The sequence below is a fragment of the Herbiconiux ginsengi genome (assembly GCF_900107435.1).
GTDB classification, from domain to species: domain Bacteria; phylum Actinomycetota; class Actinomycetes; order Actinomycetales; family Microbacteriaceae; genus Herbiconiux; species Herbiconiux ginsengi.
The window spans coordinates 148921-166107 of the sequence record NZ_FNPZ01000005.1 but is presented as its reverse complement, the minus strand read 5'-3'; the positions used below and the strand labels follow the sequence as shown (position 1 = coordinate 166107).

Annotated in this window: 16 protein-coding genes; 10 read left to right on the top strand and 6 right to left on the bottom strand. The window is 66.3% G+C overall.

Translation table 11 applies throughout. The features are described 5' to 3' along the window. Positions 1 to 8: 8 nt before the first annotated feature. Positions 9 to 617, bottom strand: a complete 609-nt coding sequence (locus BLW00_RS19820; RefSeq protein ID WP_092557502.1) for a flavin reductase family protein — start codon at positions 615 to 617, stop codon at positions 9 to 11. Positions 618 to 711: 94 nt separating this feature from the next. On the opposite strand from BLW00_RS19820, the gene BLW00_RS19815 reads away from it, so the two are divergent. From BLW00_RS19815 to BLW00_RS19790, 6 genes are all read left to right on the top strand, one after another. Next, positions 712 to 1491 (top strand): SDR family oxidoreductase, encoded by a 780-nt coding sequence (locus tag BLW00_RS19815; protein ID WP_092557500.1) that lies wholly within the window; start codon positions 712 to 714, stop codon positions 1489 to 1491. A gap of 141 nt (positions 1492 to 1632) precedes the next feature. After that, positions 1633 to 2766, top strand: coding sequence for an NAD(P) transhydrogenase subunit alpha (locus BLW00_RS19810; RefSeq protein ID WP_092557498.1), 1134 nt, complete (start codon positions 1633 to 1635; stop codon positions 2764 to 2766). Between the two features lie 2 nt (positions 2767 to 2768). Next, positions 2769 to 3089, top strand: a complete 321-nt coding sequence (locus BLW00_RS19805) for an NAD(P) transhydrogenase subunit alpha (protein WP_092557496.1) — start codon at positions 2769 to 2771, stop codon at positions 3087 to 3089. Beyond that, positions 3086 to 4510, top strand: a complete 1425-nt coding sequence (locus BLW00_RS19800) for an NAD(P)(+) transhydrogenase (Re/Si-specific) subunit beta (protein WP_092557494.1) — start codon at positions 3086 to 3088, stop codon at positions 4508 to 4510. The genes BLW00_RS19805 and BLW00_RS19800 overlap by 4 nt, the downstream gene beginning before the upstream one ends. Before the next feature lie 56 nt (positions 4511 to 4566). Continuing rightward, a complete protein-coding gene (locus BLW00_RS19795; RefSeq protein WP_092557492.1) occupies positions 4567 to 4890 on the top strand; it encodes a DUF4286 family protein in 324 nt (107 codons plus the stop codon). A 45-nt stretch (positions 4891 to 4935) separates the two neighbouring features. Further along, positions 4936 to 5763, top strand: coding sequence for an SDR family NAD(P)-dependent oxidoreductase (locus BLW00_RS19790; RefSeq protein ID WP_092557490.1), 828 nt, complete (start codon positions 4936 to 4938; stop codon positions 5761 to 5763). 37 nt (positions 5764 to 5800) lie between these two features. On the opposite strand, the gene BLW00_RS19785 is transcribed toward BLW00_RS19790, so the two are convergent. Both BLW00_RS19785 and BLW00_RS19780 read right to left on the bottom strand, forming a co-directional pair. Further along, complete coding sequence (locus BLW00_RS19785; protein ID WP_092557488.1) at positions 5801 to 6292, bottom strand: nuclear transport factor 2 family protein; 492 nt, start codon at positions 6290 to 6292, stop codon at positions 5801 to 5803. A 47-nt stretch (positions 6293 to 6339) separates the two neighbouring features. Further along, positions 6340 to 6831 carry a nuclear transport factor 2 family protein gene (locus BLW00_RS19780; protein ID WP_092557486.1) on the bottom strand — a complete coding sequence of 164 codons (492 nt, stop codon included), beginning with the start codon at positions 6829 to 6831 and terminating at the stop codon, positions 6340 to 6342. A 196-nt stretch (positions 6832 to 7027) separates the two neighbouring features. Here BLW00_RS19780 and BLW00_RS19775 point away from each other — a divergent pair, with 196 nt between their 5' ends. Then, complete coding sequence (locus BLW00_RS19775; RefSeq protein WP_175494443.1) at positions 7028 to 8833, top strand: flavin-containing monooxygenase; 1806 nt, start codon at positions 7028 to 7030, stop codon at positions 8831 to 8833. Between the two features lie 93 nt (positions 8834 to 8926). After that, positions 8927 to 9769 carry an MBL fold metallo-hydrolase gene (locus tag BLW00_RS19770; protein ID WP_092557482.1) on the top strand — a complete coding sequence of 281 codons (843 nt, stop codon included), beginning with the start codon at positions 8927 to 8929 and terminating at the stop codon, positions 9767 to 9769. Positions 9770 to 9842: 73 nt separating this feature from the next. Here the strand turns inward: BLW00_RS19770 and BLW00_RS19765 are convergent, their stop codons facing one another. Beyond that, on the bottom strand, positions 9843 to 11051 hold the full coding sequence (locus tag BLW00_RS19765; protein ID WP_175494441.1) for an ABC transporter substrate-binding protein: 1209 nt from the start codon (positions 11049 to 11051) through the stop codon (positions 9843 to 9845). A gap of 150 nt (positions 11052 to 11201) precedes the next feature. Here BLW00_RS19765 and BLW00_RS19760 point away from each other — a divergent pair, with 150 nt between their 5' ends. Both BLW00_RS19760 and BLW00_RS19755 read left to right on the top strand, forming a co-directional pair. After that, positions 11202 to 13652 carry a CaiB/BaiF CoA-transferase family protein gene (locus tag BLW00_RS19760; protein WP_092557478.1) on the top strand — a complete coding sequence of 817 codons (2451 nt, stop codon included), beginning with the start codon at positions 11202 to 11204 and terminating at the stop codon, positions 13650 to 13652. An 84-nt stretch (positions 13653 to 13736) separates the two neighbouring features. After that, positions 13737 to 14516 carry an SDR family NAD(P)-dependent oxidoreductase gene (locus BLW00_RS19755; RefSeq protein ID WP_092557476.1) on the top strand — a complete coding sequence of 260 codons (780 nt, stop codon included), beginning with the start codon at positions 13737 to 13739 and terminating at the stop codon, positions 14514 to 14516. A gap of 64 nt (positions 14517 to 14580) precedes the next feature. On the opposite strand, the gene BLW00_RS19750 is transcribed toward BLW00_RS19755, so the two are convergent. Together BLW00_RS19750 and BLW00_RS19745 are read right to left on the bottom strand one after the other, a co-directional pair. Beyond that, on the bottom strand, positions 14581 to 15465 hold the full coding sequence (locus BLW00_RS19750) for an LLM class F420-dependent oxidoreductase (protein WP_092557474.1): 885 nt from the start codon (positions 15463 to 15465) through the stop codon (positions 14581 to 14583). Beyond that, positions 15462 to 17096 carry an FAD-dependent oxidoreductase gene (locus BLW00_RS19745; RefSeq protein WP_092557472.1) on the bottom strand — a complete coding sequence of 545 codons (1635 nt, stop codon included), beginning with the start codon at positions 17094 to 17096 and terminating at the stop codon, positions 15462 to 15464. The genes BLW00_RS19750 and BLW00_RS19745 overlap by 4 nt, the downstream gene beginning before the upstream one ends. Positions 17097 to 17187: the final 91 nt, after the last annotated feature.

Below are 17187 nucleotides of genomic sequence, written 5' to 3'. Positions count from 1 at the left end.
ATGCGATGTCAGTCGATCTGCGACCGCTCATCCAAGCTGTGCCAGGTGCGGTTGTGGTAGACCAGCGGCCGCGCGTCGGCGATCGAGATGTCCTCCGGTGCGGGTGCGTGTGTCTCGAGGGCCTGCACGGCGATGATCGTGGAGCCGCCCGCCGCCATGGTGTTCACGACCCGGCCCCGGATCCAGGCGTGTGCCGCAGGGAAGCAAGGCTCGCCGGTGGGCAGCCGCGTCCAGATGGAGACATCCGCGAAACGATCGATTCCTGATGTGGCCCCGAGCTTGGCGATGTCGATCTGCCCTGCTCCGAGCAGGTGCACGACGACCGTCTCAGCGCGACGGATCGTCGGCGTGCTGGAGGACAGCTCCGAGACCGAGAATACCAGCAGGGGTGGTTCGACACTCACGGAGAAGACCGAGGTGGCGGTGAGGGCCACCGGTCCGTCGCCCGCGTCGGCCGTGATCACTGCGACACCGGCGGCATGGTTGCGGAACGCGGCCTTGAACTCGTCGGGAGAGACGGATCGCCCTCCGGGGAGGGGGGTGACGGCAGCGCCTCCGAGGTTCTGCTCGGCTGGGTCATTGGCGCCGGGGTGGGGGGCGGATGCGAGAGCGATCATGGTCTCCCTTTCTTGACTATCAAGTTTGTAAACCTAGTGTTCGTCTAATATTGACTTACTAGTCGAATTATGTCGATGGACCAGGGAAAGCTCAATGTCGAGAACCATGGTCGTCACCGGTGCCGCGTCGGGGACCGGGGAGGCAGTGGCCGGCTTGCTCCGGCAGCGAGGTGACCGGGTGATCGGGGTCGACCTCCGTAACGCGGACGTTGTGGCGGATCTCGGAAGCCCTGACGGTCGGCTCGCCTTCCGAGATCAGGTGGCTGAGCACGCGAACGGGAGCATCGACGGCGTCGTCGCGGCGGCGGGTCTGGCGGCGCCCGTTCCGGGGACCGTCTCCGTCAACTACTTCGGCATGATCGCCACACTCGAGCTGCTTCGGCCCCTGCTGCTTCAGTCATCGGCGCCGCGTGCCGTCGGGGTCTCCTCCATGTCCAGCATCCAGCCGCTGGATGCTGGACTGGTCGACCTCCTGAGCCAGGGCGACGAGGCACGGGCGCTGACCCGCGCAGAGGAGCTCGCGGCCGATCCCCAGGTCGGTCAGCTCATCTATCCGGCGACGAAGAAGGCATTCGCCCAATGGGTGCGCCGCGCCGCGGTGTCGGATGAATGGGCCGGAGCCGGCATCCCACTCAATGCGATCGCGCCCGGAATGGTCGTCACTCCCAGGACAGCGCCCTTCCGCGCGACGGAGGAAGGGCGGGAGCAGATGCGGGCGGCGGTGCCGATGCCGCTCGGCGGGTTCGCCGACGCCCTCGTTCCGGCCCGGTTGCTGGCCTGGTTGGTGAGCGAGGAAAAAACGCACGTCACGGGCCAGGTGGTCTTCGTCGACGGCGGCAGCGACGCCGTCATCCGCGGCGATTCCACCTGGTGATCCCGCGAGGCGGAAACCATACCGCCTTGGCTGATCTATGAGTTGTAAACTGACTTATTGGTTGATAAATGTTCGGCAAGTCGACTAAACTCACCCGCGGTAGGAACCGTTCCGCTCGCACACCGGCCTCGAAGGAGAAGCATGACCGATCGATCCGACCGGCTGATCGTGGGGGTCGTCGCCGAGACCGGCGCCGGCGAGACCAGGGTCGCCCTCGTTCCCGCCGCCGCGGCGCGCCTGATCGCGAGCGGGATGCAGGTCGTGGTCGAGCGGGGCGCGGGGCAGGCGTCGTTGATCGGGGACGACCAGTACCTCGCGGCCGGAGCCCCCGTGGTGGACCGTGCGGAGGCGTGGCGCTCGAAGGTCGTCGTGAAGGTCGCACCGCCCTCCGAGGGGGAGGTGGCCCAGCTCGCAGCCGGATCCACGTTGATCGGCTTCCTGTCCCCGCGAAGTGCCGACAACCGCATCGCCGCGCTCGAGGCGGCCGGTGTGACCGCCTTCGCGATGGAGGCCATCCCCCGCATCTCGCGCGCCCAGACGATGGACGCCCTCTCCTCGCAGGCCAACGTGGCCGGCTACAAGGCCGTGGTGCTGGCGGCGTCGCTCTGCACGCGGTTCTTTCCGATGCTCACGACCGCCGCGGGAACGGTGCGGCCTGCCCGCCTCCTGGTTCTCGGGGTCGGCGTGGCAGGACTGCAGGCGCTCGCCACGGCCAAGCGACTCGGAGCGCGGGCCACGGGCTACGACGTGCGGCCGGAAGTGGCAGATCAGGTGCGGTCGGTCGGCGCGCAGTGGCTCGATCTCGGCATCGCCGCGGAAGGTGAGGGCGGGTATGCGCGAGCGCTCGACGACGCTGAGCGTGAGGCGCAGCAGAAGGCTCTCGAGACCGCGATCATGGGGTTCGACGTGGTTATCACCACGGCGCTGGTTCCGGGCCGGGCCGCGCCGCGACTGGTGACGGCAGCCGCGGCGAGGGGCATGAAGCCGGGCAGCGTGATCGTCGACCTCGCCGGAGAGTCGGGCGGCAACTGCGAACTCACCGAGCCGGGCGAGACGGTCCGACGCGACGGCGTCATCATCGCCTCGCCGCTCAACCTCCCCGCGACGATGCCCGAGCATGCCAGCGAGCTCTACACGAAGAACGTGACCTCGCTTCTGGAGCTGCTAATCACCGACGGCGCACTCGATCCCGACTTCTCGGATCAGATCGTCGCCGAATCCTGCGTGGCCCGGGCGCGGCCGATGGCCGAGGCCGCCTCGGAAGGAGCCCGCTGACCATGGACTACACCGCCTTCCTCACGAACGTCGCCATTCTCGTGCTCGCCGGCTTCGCCGGTTTCGCCGTCATCTCGAAGGTGCCCAACACCCTGCACACACCGTTGATGTCGGGTACCAATGCCATCCACGGAATCGTGGTGCTCGGGGCGCTCATCGTTCTGGGCACCACGCCGGAGCCGAGCCTCCTGATGCAGATCGTCGGCTTCGTCGCGCTGGTCTTCGGAACGGTGAACGTCATCGGCGGGTTCGTGGTGACCGACCGGATGCTGTCGATGTTCAAGGCCAAACCGGGCACGCGCCGAGAGGGCGAGCGCTCGTGACCGCGCTCGTCTACGGCCTGTACGTCATCGCCTTCGCGCTGTTCATCTACGGCTTGATGGGGCTCGCCGGGCCCAGGACTGCTGTGCGGGGGAATCTCGTCGCCGCTGCCGGAATGGCCGTGGCCGTCGCTGCAACACTCATCTCGATCCGGGAGACCGGCAACTGGATCCTGATCATCGCCGGTCTGGTCGTGGGGATCGTACTCGGCATCCCGCCGGCGCGTCGCGTCAAGGTGACGGCGATGCCGCAACTGGTGGCCCTGTTCAACGGGCTGGGCGGCGGAACGGTGGCCCTGATAGCGTTCGCCGAGTTCCTCGAGAGCGACGGCTTCTCGCACACAGGGGACAGCGCGACCCCCGTGCTGGCGATAATCATCGCGTCGGTGTTCGCCACGATCATCGGGGCGCTGTCCTTCTGGGGATCCGTCGTGGCCTTCCTGAAGCTGCAGGAGATCCTGCCCGGTCGCTCCATCAGCCTGGGCGCGGTACAGCAGCCGATGAATCTGGTGCTGCTGCTCGTCGCCATCGCGGCGGGGGTCGGCGTCGGGATCGGCTCGGCGACGGGAGGTGCTCCGCTGTGGTGGTTCGTGATCGTACTGGCTGCGGCCAGCGTTCTCGGTCTCACGGTCGTGCTCCCGATCGGGGGCGCCGACATGCCGGTTGTGATCTCGCTCCTGAATGCCTTGACCGGATTGTCGGCGGCGGCAGCCGGGCTCGCACTGAACAACGTCGCGATGATCGTCGCGGGGATGATCGTGGGCGCCTCCGGCACGATCCTCACCAATCTCATGGCGAAGGCGATGAACCGGTCGATCCCGGCCATCGTCGCCGGCGGCTTCGGTGCATCGTCGGCCGGAGGACCGGCGGGTGCCCTCGCCTCGGAGCGAGGGCCGGTCAAGGCGACGTCGGCGGCCGATGCGGCCATCCAACTCGCCTATGCCAATCAGGTCATCGTGGTTCCCGGTTACGGCTTGGCCGTCGCCCAGGCCCAACACGCGGTGAAAGACCTGGCGAAGATGCTCGAGGCTCGGGGCGTCGAGGTGAAGTACGCGATCCACCCGGTGGCGGGGCGGATGCCGGGCCACATGAACGTGCTGCTCGCCGAGGCGGACGTCTCCTACGACGCGATGAAGGAGATGGACGACATCAACGACGAGTTCGCGCGAACGGATGTCACGATCGTGATCGGCGCCAACGATGTCACCAACCCGGCTGCTCGCAACGATCCCGGTTCGCCCATCCACGGGATGCCGATCCTCAACGTGGACCAATCGAAATCGGTGATCGTGCTCAAGCGCTCGATGAGCTCGGGTTTCGCGGGAATCGACAACCCGCTCTTCTCCGCACCGTTCACGTCGCTGCTGTTCGGTGACGCGAAGGCGTCGGTGGCCTCCATCTCGGAGGAACTGAAAGCACTGTGAGGTGCGCCCGACGACCGGGCCCACACGTTGACCGATTCAAGGAGGAACAGAAGATCATGCCGAAGAACTACTATGTGGTGCACAGCAACCCGGTCGAAGGCCGGGAGGACGAGTACAACGACTGGTACACGAACCAGCATCTGAAAGACGTCATCGCGGTTCCCGGCTTCGTCTCGGCGCAACGGTACATCGCCTCCGACGTCAACGAGGACGCCCCCTTCAGGTACATGGCCCTGTACGAGCTCGAGGGTGACGCCACCGAGGCTCTCGCGAGAATGAGCGAGGCCGTCGCGCAGGGGATGGTGCTCAGCGATTCCCTTCACACGACGTTCAGTGCCGTGGTGTACGACGAACTCACGCCCCTCATCACCAACGACTGACCCTGGCTGCGTCGTCGACGCCGCCGTATACGGAGGAACCGCAGGATGAATCGCTTCGAAGGAAAAAGGATCGCCGTAATCGGCGCGGCGCCGGGTCAGATCGGCGGCGCCATCGTCGCACGCCTGGCCGCCGAGGGTGCACGCGTGTACATCGGCGGCCGCGACGTGTCGCGGTTGCAGGTGACCGCCGATCTGGCCGGCCGCGACCGGATCGCGGGAGTCGCAGCGGTCGATCTGGCCGATGCGGATTCGACGCAGGCGTTCGTCGATGGCGCGGCCGAGGCGCTCGGCGGACTCGACGGCTTCGTGAACAACGCAGCGATGTACGGAGCCGACGACACGGACATCGTCAGCGTCGACCTCGGGTTGCTCGACACCCTGCTCGAGGTGAACCTCCGTGGCCAGGTGTTCACCGCGCGGTTCGCGATCCCACACCTGATCGCGGCCGGGGGCGGCTCGATCGTCATGACGAGTTCGATAGCCGGAATCAAGGGGGAGCCGACGCGGGTGACCTACGGAATCGCCAAGTCCGGCTTGTTCGCCGTCGCCCGTCACGTCTCGGCGCGCTGGGGCAAGCAGGGTGTGCGGTGCAACATCGTCATTCCCGGGCGAATCGTGACCGGCAACATCCCCGAGGCCGAGGAGCCGATGCTGCAGCCGTTCCTGCGCCGGGTCGCGTCTCCGCGGTTGGGCACGCCCGAGGACATCGCGAGTGCGACGGCGTTCCTGCTCTCGGAGGACGCCGGTTTCATCAACGGAACCAGCATCCTGGTCGACGGGGGGATGACCGAGGCCATCATGACCGCGCCGCTGGATGACGATGACTTCTACCACCGGCTGCCCTTCTCCAAGAGCGAGCTCGGTCTCGGTTGAAACCGCCCCGGGAGTGACCGGATCCGCATCGAGCCGATCAGCGGGCGTCGAAGGATGCCCGGAACAGCTCTCGGGCGTCGGCGGTGCCGTCGAGTGGGCGGTTGACCCTGGAGGTGACGCGCCAGCCCTCGGGCGTGCGGATCCACTCCCAGCGGTTCGCCGACATCCGCCAGAGCCTGAAGGCGTCAGTCGCTTCATCACGTCGGAACACGAGCGAATAGCAGGTCGAGACGGCGCGGTCTCCGTCCAGTGAGATCACCGGCGTCGTGCTGATGTGGCCCACTCCCTGGGCGAGAAAACCTTGGTGCACGTCTCCGGCGAGCATCTCCTCGACGGCGGCGCTGCCTCGCATTGACATGATTCCGGCGTCGTAGATCCCGTCCTCCGTCCACAGCGCGGAAGCCGTCGCTCCGGCTCCGCTGTCGGCGGCCTGGCCGTACTGAGCCGTCCGCTCGGCTATCTCGAGACGGTCCTCGAGGCGCTGGAGGCGTTCCAGCACCTGGATGTGGGTTGCGTCATCGACTGTCATGATGTCTCTTCTCCTCGGGGTGTCCGACGCGGCCTGTGCGCGTCGATTCAGCGGTGGCCGGCGCGGAAGACGCCGGCGGCCTTGGCTCCGGCTATCGCCGGGTGTTCGGCCCCGGGGGAGGCGAACAGCAGCGTGCGTTGCAGGCGACGGTGCGTGAAGACCCACTCGCCGTCCCGACGCTCAGAGCGTTCGTGATAGAAACCGAAGCCGTGGATCCAGTGCTCTTCATCGTCCTGCGTCCAGTAGAGCTGGTCCTCCAGGTACCAGACGGCGGATGCTCGATCCGGAGCATCGATGACGATGTCGGGGGTGTGGCACTGATGAACGGTCGTCATGCCCGAGAGAAGGGCCATCGACCGCTCCACGAGGGTGTCGCGCCCTTTCCACGACGCGAAGCCGTCGTTCGCCGACTCGTGCTCCGGGGCGTGGAGGGACCGGAAGGTCGCCCAGTCCTTCGTGTCCAGCGCCCGGTCCCGTCGGGACTTCAGCCGCTTGACCGCTTCGATCGCGATCAGTCGGTCAAGGTCAGAGATCTCCATCGATCCTCCAGCTGGTATCCGTGTTTCTGAACTCTACTCAAAGACCAATAAACATACTAGGCACGGATTGCTGACTCTAGAGTTGAATAGATGTCCCTTGTATGAAAACCAAATCCTTCGTATCGTTAGACCAACTTCGGCTCGTGGCCACCGGCCGCGTCGAGCCAGTCGGATCGATCACAAGGGAGTGGCAGACGTGACGGACATCTACGAGAGCGCTGGGCGGTGGCTGCAGCAATTCGAGACCGCAATCACGAATCGGGACGTCAGTCTCTTCGACAGCCTCTTCCTCGAGAAATGCGATTGGCGTGACCTGGTCGCGTTCACGTGGAACTTCCGGCAATTCTACGGTCGGACCGAGATCAGGGACTACATCTGGACGACGCTGGACGACATCCGGCCGAGCAACTTCGCTCTCGACATCGACTTCGTGGAAGGTGCGGTCTCGCCCGTCGAATTCGTCGAGACCGAGACCTGGGAGATCAACTTCACCTTCGAGACCGCCGCCGGGTACGCCGACGGTCTCGTCAACGTGGTCCCCGATGAGACCTCGCCCGTCGGCTTCCGGGCCGATCTGCTGTTCACACGTCTCCAAGGGCTGCGGGGGCACGATGCCGTGTGGCCGCGATTCGGGCGATACAACCACGACGAGCTGGTCGAAGAGCGCCGCCGCAAGGAAGCCCGTGCGGACTACGCCGAACACGACCCCGAGGTGCTGGTGATCGGCGGCGGGCACAACGGCCTCTTCGTCGCAGCGGCACTCGGTCGCCTCGGGATCGACACTCTGGTCGTCGACAAGTACGACCGTGCCGGCGACAACTGGCGCAACCGGTACGACGCCCTCGTGCTGCACCAGCCTCACGGCATGCTCCATTTCCCCTTCATGCCCTTTCCCGAGAATTTCCCCGACTACGTCGCGAAAGACCGGATGGCGGACTGGCTGGATGCCTATGTCGCGGCGCTCGACATCAACCTCTGGACGTCGGCGGAGTTCGTCCACGGCGAGTACGACGAGGCCGCGAAGCAGTGGAGTGCCGTGGTCCGCCGGGCCGACGGCGCCACCCGTACCCTGCACCCCAAGCATCTGGTGCTCGCCACCGGAGGCAGTGGCACGCCGCAGATCCCCAACCTGCCCGGGCTCTCGGACTTCGCCGGAACGGTCAGCCACAGTGAGGGTTTCAAGACGGGCGCCGACTACGCCGGCAAGCGGGTGCTGGTCATCGGAGCAGCGACCAGCGCGCACGACATCGCTTTCGACGTCTTCAACCACGGCGGTCAAGCCACGATGTTCCAGCGCGGCCCCGTCGCCATCGTCGATCTGCCGACCGCGAACCTCAACTACGGGCACTACAACGCCCGCCAGCGTCCGACGGAAGCCCTCGACAAGCGGTGGCAGTCCACGATGATCGAACCGCGTGTGAGGATGGGCTTCAAGACGGCGACGGCCATCGGCAACGAAGCGGATGTGGAGCTGCACCGCGGACTGGAGGCTGCCGGGTTCAAGATCGACTGGCATGAAGGCGGCTGGTTCACGAAGTACTACGAGGTCGCCGGGGGCTACTACATCAACGTCGGCGCTTCGCAGGCCATCATCGACGGGAACATCCACGTCCGTCAGTACTCGGACATCGATCGTTTCGTGCCCGAGGGGGTGCGGCTGAAGAGCGGCGAGGTTCTGCCCTTCGATGCGGTCGTACTCGCCACCGGGTATGCGAAGCAGAACCAGATCCTGGAGCGGTTCTTCGGGAGCGAGGTGGCCGAGCGGATCGGCGAGATCGACGGCTTCGATGCCGGAGGCGAGCCGTTCCGCGGCTGCCTGCGCCCGATTCCGGGACAGCCGAGGCTGATCATCATGGAGAGCGGCATCAGCCCGGGGCGCTGGTACACCCCGCTCGTCGCCCTGCAGGTGCAGGCGGAGCTCGAGGGCATCGTCCCCGAGTCGTTTCGTTCCCCCGATCACCCGAGCCAGACTCCTAAGGAGAAGGAACTCGCGTCGCACTGAACACGAGAAGATCACCCGGACGCCCGGTCAGCTCGCGCTGGCCGGGCGTCTGAGTCGTGATGACCAGAGTCGTGATGAGCAAAGGAGAAGATCATGAGAATCGGAAGTCTGACTGTCACATCTATCATCGACGGGGAGATCTCCATCCCCACCGAAGGGGTCTGGGCCGGTCACAGCAACGAGGAGTGGGGTGAGTTCTCACCGCTGCTGTGTCACCTGACCGGCAATCCGGTGCAGACCGTGGGCAGTTTCCTGATCGAAGGCATCGCCGATCGGCTGGTGCTCGTCGACGCGGGTCTCGGAAACAATCCGACCTTCCCGTTCTCGGGAGGTGCCCTCCGGTCGAGCCTGCTGGCGCTGGGCGTGCATCCCGACGACATCACCGATGTCGTGTTCACCCATCTGCACCTTGACCACATCGGCTGGGCCTCGCTGGGGGGCAAGCCGTTCTTCCGGAACGCGACCTATCGCTGTGACAGTCGTGACTGGAACCATTTCATGGCTGCGGAGTACGAGCTGCCGGAGTGGGAACCGTTCCTGTCGAAGCCGGAGTTCGACGCACCCCAGGTGAGACTGGCGCCCATCGCGGATCGGATGGAGTTCTGGGAGGGTGACGGCGAGGTGTTCGCCGGGCTCGAGGCGCTCGACGCCGCCGGCCACACCCCGGGAACGACGGTGCTGCAGGTGGGCGACTCGCGGGAGTCGGGGCTGATCATCGGCGACCTGGTTCACGGCTACACCGAGCTACTCAGTGACGACTGGGCCCTGGGGGCCCACATCGACAGTCCTGCTGCGATCGAGGCGATCGAGAAGTTCAGGGGCGTTCTCTTCGACACGGGGGTCCCGTTCGCCGCGTCGCACTTCCCCGGCATGCGCTGGGGGCGGTTCGTCACAGACGCGGTCGACCACCACCGCTACGAGCAGCTGCCTGTGTGAGTCGGAGGGGAACTGAAAAGGGTGGCTGGCCGGTTCTCACCGGCCAGCCACCCTTTTCAGTGGGTTCGTACCTCTACTCCTCGGTCACCCACAGGCCGTTCTCGATCGACGAGCCGCACGGGATCAGGATGAGGTCGCCCTCCACCGCTACGGGGAAGCGGAAGTCCTCGGTGTACTCCAGACCTCCGGGGTACTCGGCCAGGTAGTCGGCGGGAACCGGCTCCGACAGCAGCGCCGCGGTGAGCGCCTCGCCTGTCGTCTCCCCGTTCGCCCGCTCGATGGCCAGGGCGGCGAGGCGGATGGAGTCGTAGCCGATCGCCCCCGGGTACGCGCCAGTTCCGCTGCCCTCATAGGCGTCGAGAAGGGGCTGGATGTACTCGGGCGGTGACTCCTGGGTGATCATCTCGGCGATCGAAGGCATCTTGCACTCGGTGATCGCTGCCGGGTCGACGAGAGTGTACGGTTCGCTCGCCGAGACGGACATGCCTCCGTAGTACGGCGTGTCGGTCGCGCCGACGGTCTGTCGCGCCGTGAAGATGCGCGCCAGGGTGTCGGGAGTATTGAAGTCGCCGAACACCGCGTCGGGCCCGGTCGACATGACGCGCTCGTACTCGACCGTGAAGTTCAGCGCCTCCGGGTTCGGGCGTTCGATCGCCGTGATCTCGATGCCGTTCTTCTCGGCCACCTCTTTGATGCTGGCGAGGTGGTCGTCGCCCGCGGCGTCGGATCCCGCGAGCACTCCGATCTTCGTGACGCCGTTCTTCTTCATGTCGGCGCCGACGACGCCGATGGGGCCGGTGGACAGCAGCGAGATGTCGAAGAAGTACGGATAGGCCTCCGGATCGATCAGATTGGCCGATACCGCCGGGGAGACGGTGAAGATGTTCTCCTCGGTGAGGATGGGGAGCACAGCCAGGGCGTCACCGGCGACCACACCCGGAACGACCGCATCGGGTTTGTATCCCGAGTCGAGCAGTTCGGTCAGCGCGCTGACGGCGATGGTCGCATCCGTTTTGGTGTCGACGATCTTGAGCTCCAGCGGCCGACCGAGGATTCCTCCCTCGGCGTTGATCTGGTCGACGGCTGCGTGCACGCCGGTGAAGTAGTTCTCGGCGTATCCGGCCATTGGGCCGGTGACGCCGTAGAGATAGGCGATCTTGAACGGATCGCTCGCGCTGTCCGTCGAGTCGCCTCCTCCCTCTCCTCCTCCGCCGGCCGCGCAGCCGGCTAGCAGAACGGTCGAAGCGGCAAGAGCCACCATGGTGCGGGGCATTCGTTGCATCTCAGTCTCCTTTGACTTGATATCGCTGTGTGGGCGCGTGGAACAAAGTGTGACCCATCGGTCAGATTTCATCAAGTGGTTTGGTATTTACCATCAAGTTGAGTTTCCGTCAAGGCTCGAAATTTGAATTAATAGTCGATAACTTAACCCATGGTGAAATCGATGGAGGTGGCGGCAGTGGGCGATCGGACCGCAGGGCTTCCCCTCGACGGGATTCGGGTTCTGGACGCCACCGATCGGCTGGGCGCCTACGGCGGTCGTCTTCTCGCCGACTTCGGAGCGGATGTCGTGAAGATCGAACCGATCGCGGGAGCGACGCTGCGCACCCAGCCGCCGTTCCTGGGTGATGCGGGAGAGGACTCGCTCGCCTTCGGTTACTTCGAGGCCAACAAGACCGGAATCCGCCTCGACCTGGCTGCATCGTCGTCGCGTGAGACGCTGAAGCGCCTCGCCGAGAACTGCGACGTCATCCTGGTCACGCCGAGCACCGAGAACCCGGTAGTGGGTTTCGACCCGGTCGAGACCCTCCTCGACTGGGCTCCGCCGGGCGCGATCGTGGTGGCGATCACCCCGCTCGGCTCCACCGGTCCGCTGCGCGGGTGGCGGGCGACGCACCTGGTGTCCTGCGCGATGGCAGGGCTTCTCGGCCAGCAAGGTCCTCCGATCGGGCCGCCGCAGGTCATCCCGGGTGAGCAGATGTACGCGCGGGTCGGGATCGACGTGGCGACGACGATCTTCGTCGCCCTGCGGGAGCGGGAGCGGTCTCGCCGGGCGGGCCTTCCGGCCCGGCGGATCGCTGCGGAGCTGTCGGCCCATCAGATCCTCGGATCGACGAATTTCGACCTGCTGACCTACGCGCATTCCAGTCACATCCCCGAGCGGTTCACCGGCGAGGTCAACGAGTACGGCGGTGTCTGGGACTGTGCCGATGGCGAAGTCATCCTGATCACCACCACAGCGCGGCAATGGAACGCCTTGCTCGGTCTCCTCGGCCGGCCGGCCGGGCTCGCGGCGCCCGAGTTCGCCGAGGCGTCCGTGCGGCGTGCCCGATGCGACGAGCTGACGCGGATCGTCCGACCCCTCCTGGGCGCGATGACCTGCGCGGAGGTGGTCTCCCGCGCACAGGAGGCCGGTGTGCCCAGTTCCATCGTCTCGTCGATGGCCGACTACACCTCAGACGATCCGCCGTCGAGCCGGGGGTTCTTCGTCGACATCGATGTGGCCGGACGGCTGGTGAGGGCACCGGGCGCGCCGTTCCGCTCCAGTGCGAAGCTGCTCGATCTCTACCGCTCGGCTGCGCCGGCGCTGCCGGGCGCGTCTCCCGCAGCGGTCGCGGAGCGATGGCGCGAGACCTCGCCCCGCGCGGCAGCTCCGACGCACCCGGTCGCTCCGTTCTCGGGAATGCGGGTGCTCTCCTTCGGCGCGGCGCTCGCCGGCGCCCAGGCCGCTGCGGTTCTGGCCGATCTCGGAGCCGACGTCGTGAAGATCGAGAATCCGAATCAGCCCGACGCCCTGCGATTCGTCGCGCCCCCGGCAGGAACGCCCGTGGTTCGCGAACCGTCCGGGGTGCCGACCTCTCCGAATTTCGGCAGCTTCAACCGTTCCGTGCGGAGTCTTGCCCTGGACATGACGAATCCGGAGGCGATCGCCCTGTTCCTGAACCTCGTGCGTGAAGCGGATGTGTTGATCGACAGCTTCAGCCCCCGTGTGCTGCAGGGGTGGGGTGTCGGACACGAGCGGCTGGCCGAAGTGAACCCGCAGTTGATCCACGTGTCGATCAGCGGGTACGGGCACACGGGGTCGTCTAAGGCGCACCATGTCGCCTACGGCGGTACGGTGTGCTCCTTCGTGGGCCTGACGAGGGCGTGGGGGTACGCCAACCTGGTGCACTTCGACTACGTCGCGCAGGGGCACGCGGTTCTGGGTGCGGTGGCGGCGCTCGCCGCACGGGATCGCTCCGGCGAGGGGATCTTCATCGACCTCGCCATGATCGACGCTGCGGGCTCGATCATGGGTCCGATGGTACTCGACTGGACCGCGAACGGTCGCGAACCGGTGAGGAGCGGGAACCGCGTGGCCGGCTCCGTGTGGTCCGACGTGCTGCCGTGCGGCGGGAGCGGCTGGATCGCGATCGAGGCCGAGACGGATGCGGACTGGTGGGCGCTGACCGGTGCTGTGGGGTGGGCGACCGATACCCGCGTGGTCGAGCGGGATGCCGACGGCGAGCCCGCCGGCTTCCGTGCCGCACTTCAGGCCTGGCTGGACGACAGGTCGCCGTTTCAGGCGGCGCGACTGCTGCAGGGCGCGGGCGTCCCGGCCGCACCGGTGCAGAACGTCGAGGACGTCTTCCGAGATCCCCAGTTGCGGTCACGGGGCGAGATCGTCGAAGTCGACCATCCCGACCTCGGCGTGTGCGGGATGATCGCGCCGGTCCACCGGCTGGTGGGCGACCCGCCGCGCCGCCCCCGGGGCGCGCCAAGGTTGGGCTCGGACGGCGACTCAGTGCTCGAGCAGTGGTTGCGGCTCGGGCACTCCGAGCGCGACGGCCTGCGGGCTTCGGGCGCGTTCTGGATGCCGGATCAGCAGTATAAAGGTGACTGAGAAGTCGAATATCAACTCTTGTATGGAACTTGATCGGCCAGTAGCCTACACACGGTACACGACGAATGAGAGGCACGGATCACAATGACATCGGAATCGCGGGGCAACGTGGAGGGCCATGTCGCAATGGTCACCGGGGGCGCCAGCGGGATAGGTCGGGCGACCGCCTTGATGCTGGCCAGGGAGGGGGCGGACATCGTGGTCTGCGACCTCAACGCCGAGGGCGGGGAGAGCCTGGTGGCCGAGGTCGAAGCGCTCGGGCGCCGCGCAGTGGCGATCCCCACCGATAGCACGGACGAGGGTCAGGTTGCATGGCTGGTCGCTGCGGGCCTGGACCGGCTCGGGAAGATCGACATCCTGGTTAACAATGCGGGAATCGTGACCACCGACCGCACCGTCGACCTGGAGAAGGCGGCCTGGGATCGGGTCGTTGCCGTTCACCTCGGGAGTATGTTCGTCGCGACGAAGGCAGTACTGGCCGACATGCGCACCCGGCGCTGGGGCCGCATCGTGAACGTCACGTCCCGTGCTGCTCACCGAGGGCGAATCGGCAACGGGCCCTATGCCGCCGCGAAGGGCGGCATGCTCGCGTATGGCCGAGTGCTCGCGATGGAGACGGCGGAGTGGGGCATCACCGTGAACAACGTGGCTCCCGGCAACACCCTGACGCCGATGCTCGCGAGCGTGTTCCCCACTCCGGAGAGCCAGGCCGATGAAGCGCGCTCGAGTGGTCACATCACCGTGCCGACCCGGTTGATCGACGCCGACGAGATCGCGGGAGCGGTGCTGTACTTCTGCGGCCCGTACTCCGACCAGACCACGGGAACCACCCTCCACGTCAACGGAGGAAGCTTCATGGCGTGACCGGATCGGCGACGAGGGGGGATGGCGGACTCCGCCATCCCCCCTCGTCGTTCATCGATCTTGTTCAGCGCAGGGCGACGTCTGCCCGCTCCTTCAGCTCGGCGATGAAGTCGATGTGCTGTTCCACGGTCGTGAGGCCGTTCTTGGTGCTGGCGAAGCACACGTCGGTCGCCCCGAGGTCTCGGATGCGCGGGAGCGCCTCGACGCTGGCTTCCAGCGACGGCCCGGGTTCTTCGGGGAGCAGGTGGAACAGCGATCGAAACCCTTCCACCGGCCTTCCGGCCTCGTGGAGCAGCTCCTGGATGCGCGCCCACGCGTCGGCGGCCTGCTGGCGGAAGCCGTAGCTGAAGATGAAGCCGTCGGCGAGTGCTGCGGCGCGGCGGAACGCCGGTTCGGAGGAACCGCCGTACCAGATCGGGATCTGATCGACGGGTGAGGGGATGACGGCCGCCCGGTCGATCTGGTCGAACTCGCCGTCGAAGCTCTGCGGCTCGCCCGTCCACAGCCGTCGGAGATAGGGGATCTGCTCGGCCATGCGCCGACCTCGGGTGGTGAACTCCTCGCCGAGCGCGTGATACTCGACCGGGTTGTAGCCGAGGCCCACCCCGAGCCGGAGCCTGTCTCCGGAGAGCAGCGCGACATCCGCCGCCTGCTTGGCGACCAGCACGGTCTGGCGTTGGGGGAGGATGAGCACCCCGGTGACGAGCTCGATCCGTTCCGTCATAGCGGCCAGGTATCCCAGGGCGACGAACGGGTCGTGGAAGGTGTCCTTCTCGCCGTAGGCCAGCTTGGGCACCGAGGGGTCGCGCCCGGTGCGCACGGCCCCCACCAGGTGGTCGTACATCAGGATGTGGTCGTATCCCAGCTGCTCGACCGCGACACCGAATCGGTGGAACGCCGTCGGATCCCCGCCGAGCTCGTTCTGCGGGAAGGCGACGCCGAGTCTCATCGCTCGGCCCGCTGTGCGGCGTGACGCCCGGCGAGCCAGCCGAAGGACATGGCGGGTCCAAGGGTGCCGCCGGATCCGCCGTAGCCGGCGCCTGTCGGCGACGAGGCGTTGCCGACGGCGTAGAGGCCGGGGATGACCTCATCGTCCAGGCCGATCACGCGGGCGTGGATGTCGACCTTCGGACCTCCTTTGGTGCCGATGACCCCGGGCTTCAGTTCCATCGCGTAGTAGGGGCCGGTGTCCAGGGGGCCGAGCGTTCCATCGATCGACCCCTTCTTGTAGGGGTCGCCCCACCAGCGGTCGTGAGCGCTCTCGCCGCGATGGAAGTCCGGGTCCACCCCGTCGGCCACGTTCGCGTTCCAGCGGGCCACGGTTGCCTCGAGCGCGTCGGCGGGCACGCCAAGCCGCTCCGCCAGCTCGCGGAGGGTCGCTCCCTCGATCAGCCAGTCGGGTGTGGTGCCGTTGTAGGGCACGCCACGCGAGCCGTAGGTCTCGATGTTTCTCTGGTCGACGATGATCCAGGTGGGAAGGTTCGCGTAGTTGAATTCGTTCACGTCTTCCTGGTGGAAGGCCCCCACAATCGTGTTGTAGTTGGTGGCTTCGTTGGTGTACCTCATACCGAGGCGGTTAATCATGATGCTGCGGGGTCGAGTGCGGTCGGCGTTGATCATGTCGAGGTCCATGCTGTTGATGCCCTCGGGCAGCACGGTGATGGGGATCCACCAGGCCTCGCGCATGTTCTGGAGGGCGGCTCCGGCCTTCATCGCCATGCGGAGCCCATCACCGGTATTGGTATGGATCGATGCCGGCTTGTGAACTGTTCCGCGGAGGAAAGTGCGCCGGTACTCCTCGTTCCATTCGAATCCGCCCGTGGCGAGGACTACGCCGCGCCGGGCAAGAATGGTACGGCGGCCCTGCTCCGAGTCGATGACGACTCCGACGACATTCCCGTCTTCGATCTGCAGGTCGACCGCGGGCGTGGAGACCTCCACGTGCACTCCAGATCTCAGGCACGCGTGAAGCAGGGCGCCGATCAGCCCGCCTCCGGCTCCGCGTTCGTCCTTAACCTCGCGGCGGGCCAGTTCGGCGGCCGACGGCGGTTTGGGGACCGCTGACCCAATCCCCAGCTCGTCCATGCGGTAGTAGACGGAGTAGTACGGGCTGACCTCCACGCGGTCGCGCCATTCGCCGAGTTCGTCAAACGAGAACAACTCGTTGCCCAAACTGCGGCCGCCAGTGGGCTTTCCGCCCGGGTGCTCGGGGTGGTAGTCAGGCGTGGGCACTGCGAAGAATGCGATTCCGCCGTTCTCGCTGAGATAGTCCGCCATCTTGGGGGCGGCCTCGACGAAGGCGCGCACCAGGGTCTCGTCCGCGATGCCGCGGCTCATCGACATGAGGTAGGTGACCGCCTCCTCGGTGCTGTCGGCACGACCGATGTCTCCCATGAAATTGTTGTTGGGAACCCACATGTGGCCGCCGGACCACGCGGTAGTGCCGCCCACGCGATAGTTCTTCTCGAACACGGCGACGGTGGCGCCCTCATGGGCGGCGGTGAACGCTGCGGTGAGCCCGGCCGCTCCGCTCCCAAGCACGATTACGTCGTAGGAGTCGTCTGATGGCTTCTGCGTCATAGGGGAAATTCCTCGTCACTTCGTCGTGAAATTGAGCGGGCCTTCCGCCGAATACAACTTTACGACCGAATTTACTCTAATCATGGGTTGA

Coding starts and splice junctions, on each gene's coding strand:
- BLW00_RS19810 (WP_092557498.1), top strand. CDS start 1,633: ATGACCGATCGATCCGACCGGCTGATCGTGGGGGTCGTCGCCGAGACC.
- BLW00_RS19785 (WP_092557488.1), bottom strand. CDS start 6,292: ATGACAGTCGATGACGCAACCCACATCCAGGTGCTGGAACGCCTCCAG.
- BLW00_RS19820 (WP_092557502.1), bottom strand. CDS start 617: ATGATCGCTCTCGCATCCGCCCCCCACCCCGGCGCCAATGACCCAGCC.
- BLW00_RS19745 (WP_092557472.1), bottom strand. CDS start 17,096: ATGACGCAGAAGCCATCAGACGACTCCTACGACGTAATCGTGCTTGGG.
- BLW00_RS19795 (WP_092557492.1), top strand. CDS start 4,567: ATGCCGAAGAACTACTATGTGGTGCACAGCAACCCGGTCGAAGGCCGG.
- BLW00_RS19750 (WP_092557474.1), bottom strand. CDS start 15,465: ATGAGACTCGGCGTCGCCTTCCCGCAGAACGAGCTCGGCGGGGATCCG.
- BLW00_RS19760 (WP_092557478.1), top strand. CDS start 11,202: ATGGTGAAATCGATGGAGGTGGCGGCAGTGGGCGATCGGACCGCAGGG.
- BLW00_RS19770 (WP_092557482.1), top strand. CDS start 8,927: ATGAGAATCGGAAGTCTGACTGTCACATCTATCATCGACGGGGAGATC.
- BLW00_RS19805 (WP_092557496.1), top strand. CDS start 2,769: ATGGACTACACCGCCTTCCTCACGAACGTCGCCATTCTCGTGCTCGCC.
- BLW00_RS19815 (WP_092557500.1), top strand. CDS start 712: ATGTCGAGAACCATGGTCGTCACCGGTGCCGCGTCGGGGACCGGGGAG.
- BLW00_RS19790 (WP_092557490.1), top strand. CDS start 4,936: ATGAATCGCTTCGAAGGAAAAAGGATCGCCGTAATCGGCGCGGCGCCG.
- BLW00_RS19780 (WP_092557486.1), bottom strand. CDS start 6,831: ATGGAGATCTCTGACCTTGACCGACTGATCGCGATCGAAGCGGTCAAG.
- BLW00_RS19765 (WP_175494441.1), bottom strand. CDS start 11,051: ATGCAACGAATGCCCCGCACCATGGTGGCTCTTGCCGCTTCGACCGTT.
- BLW00_RS19755 (WP_092557476.1), top strand. CDS start 13,737: ATGACATCGGAATCGCGGGGCAACGTGGAGGGCCATGTCGCAATGGTC.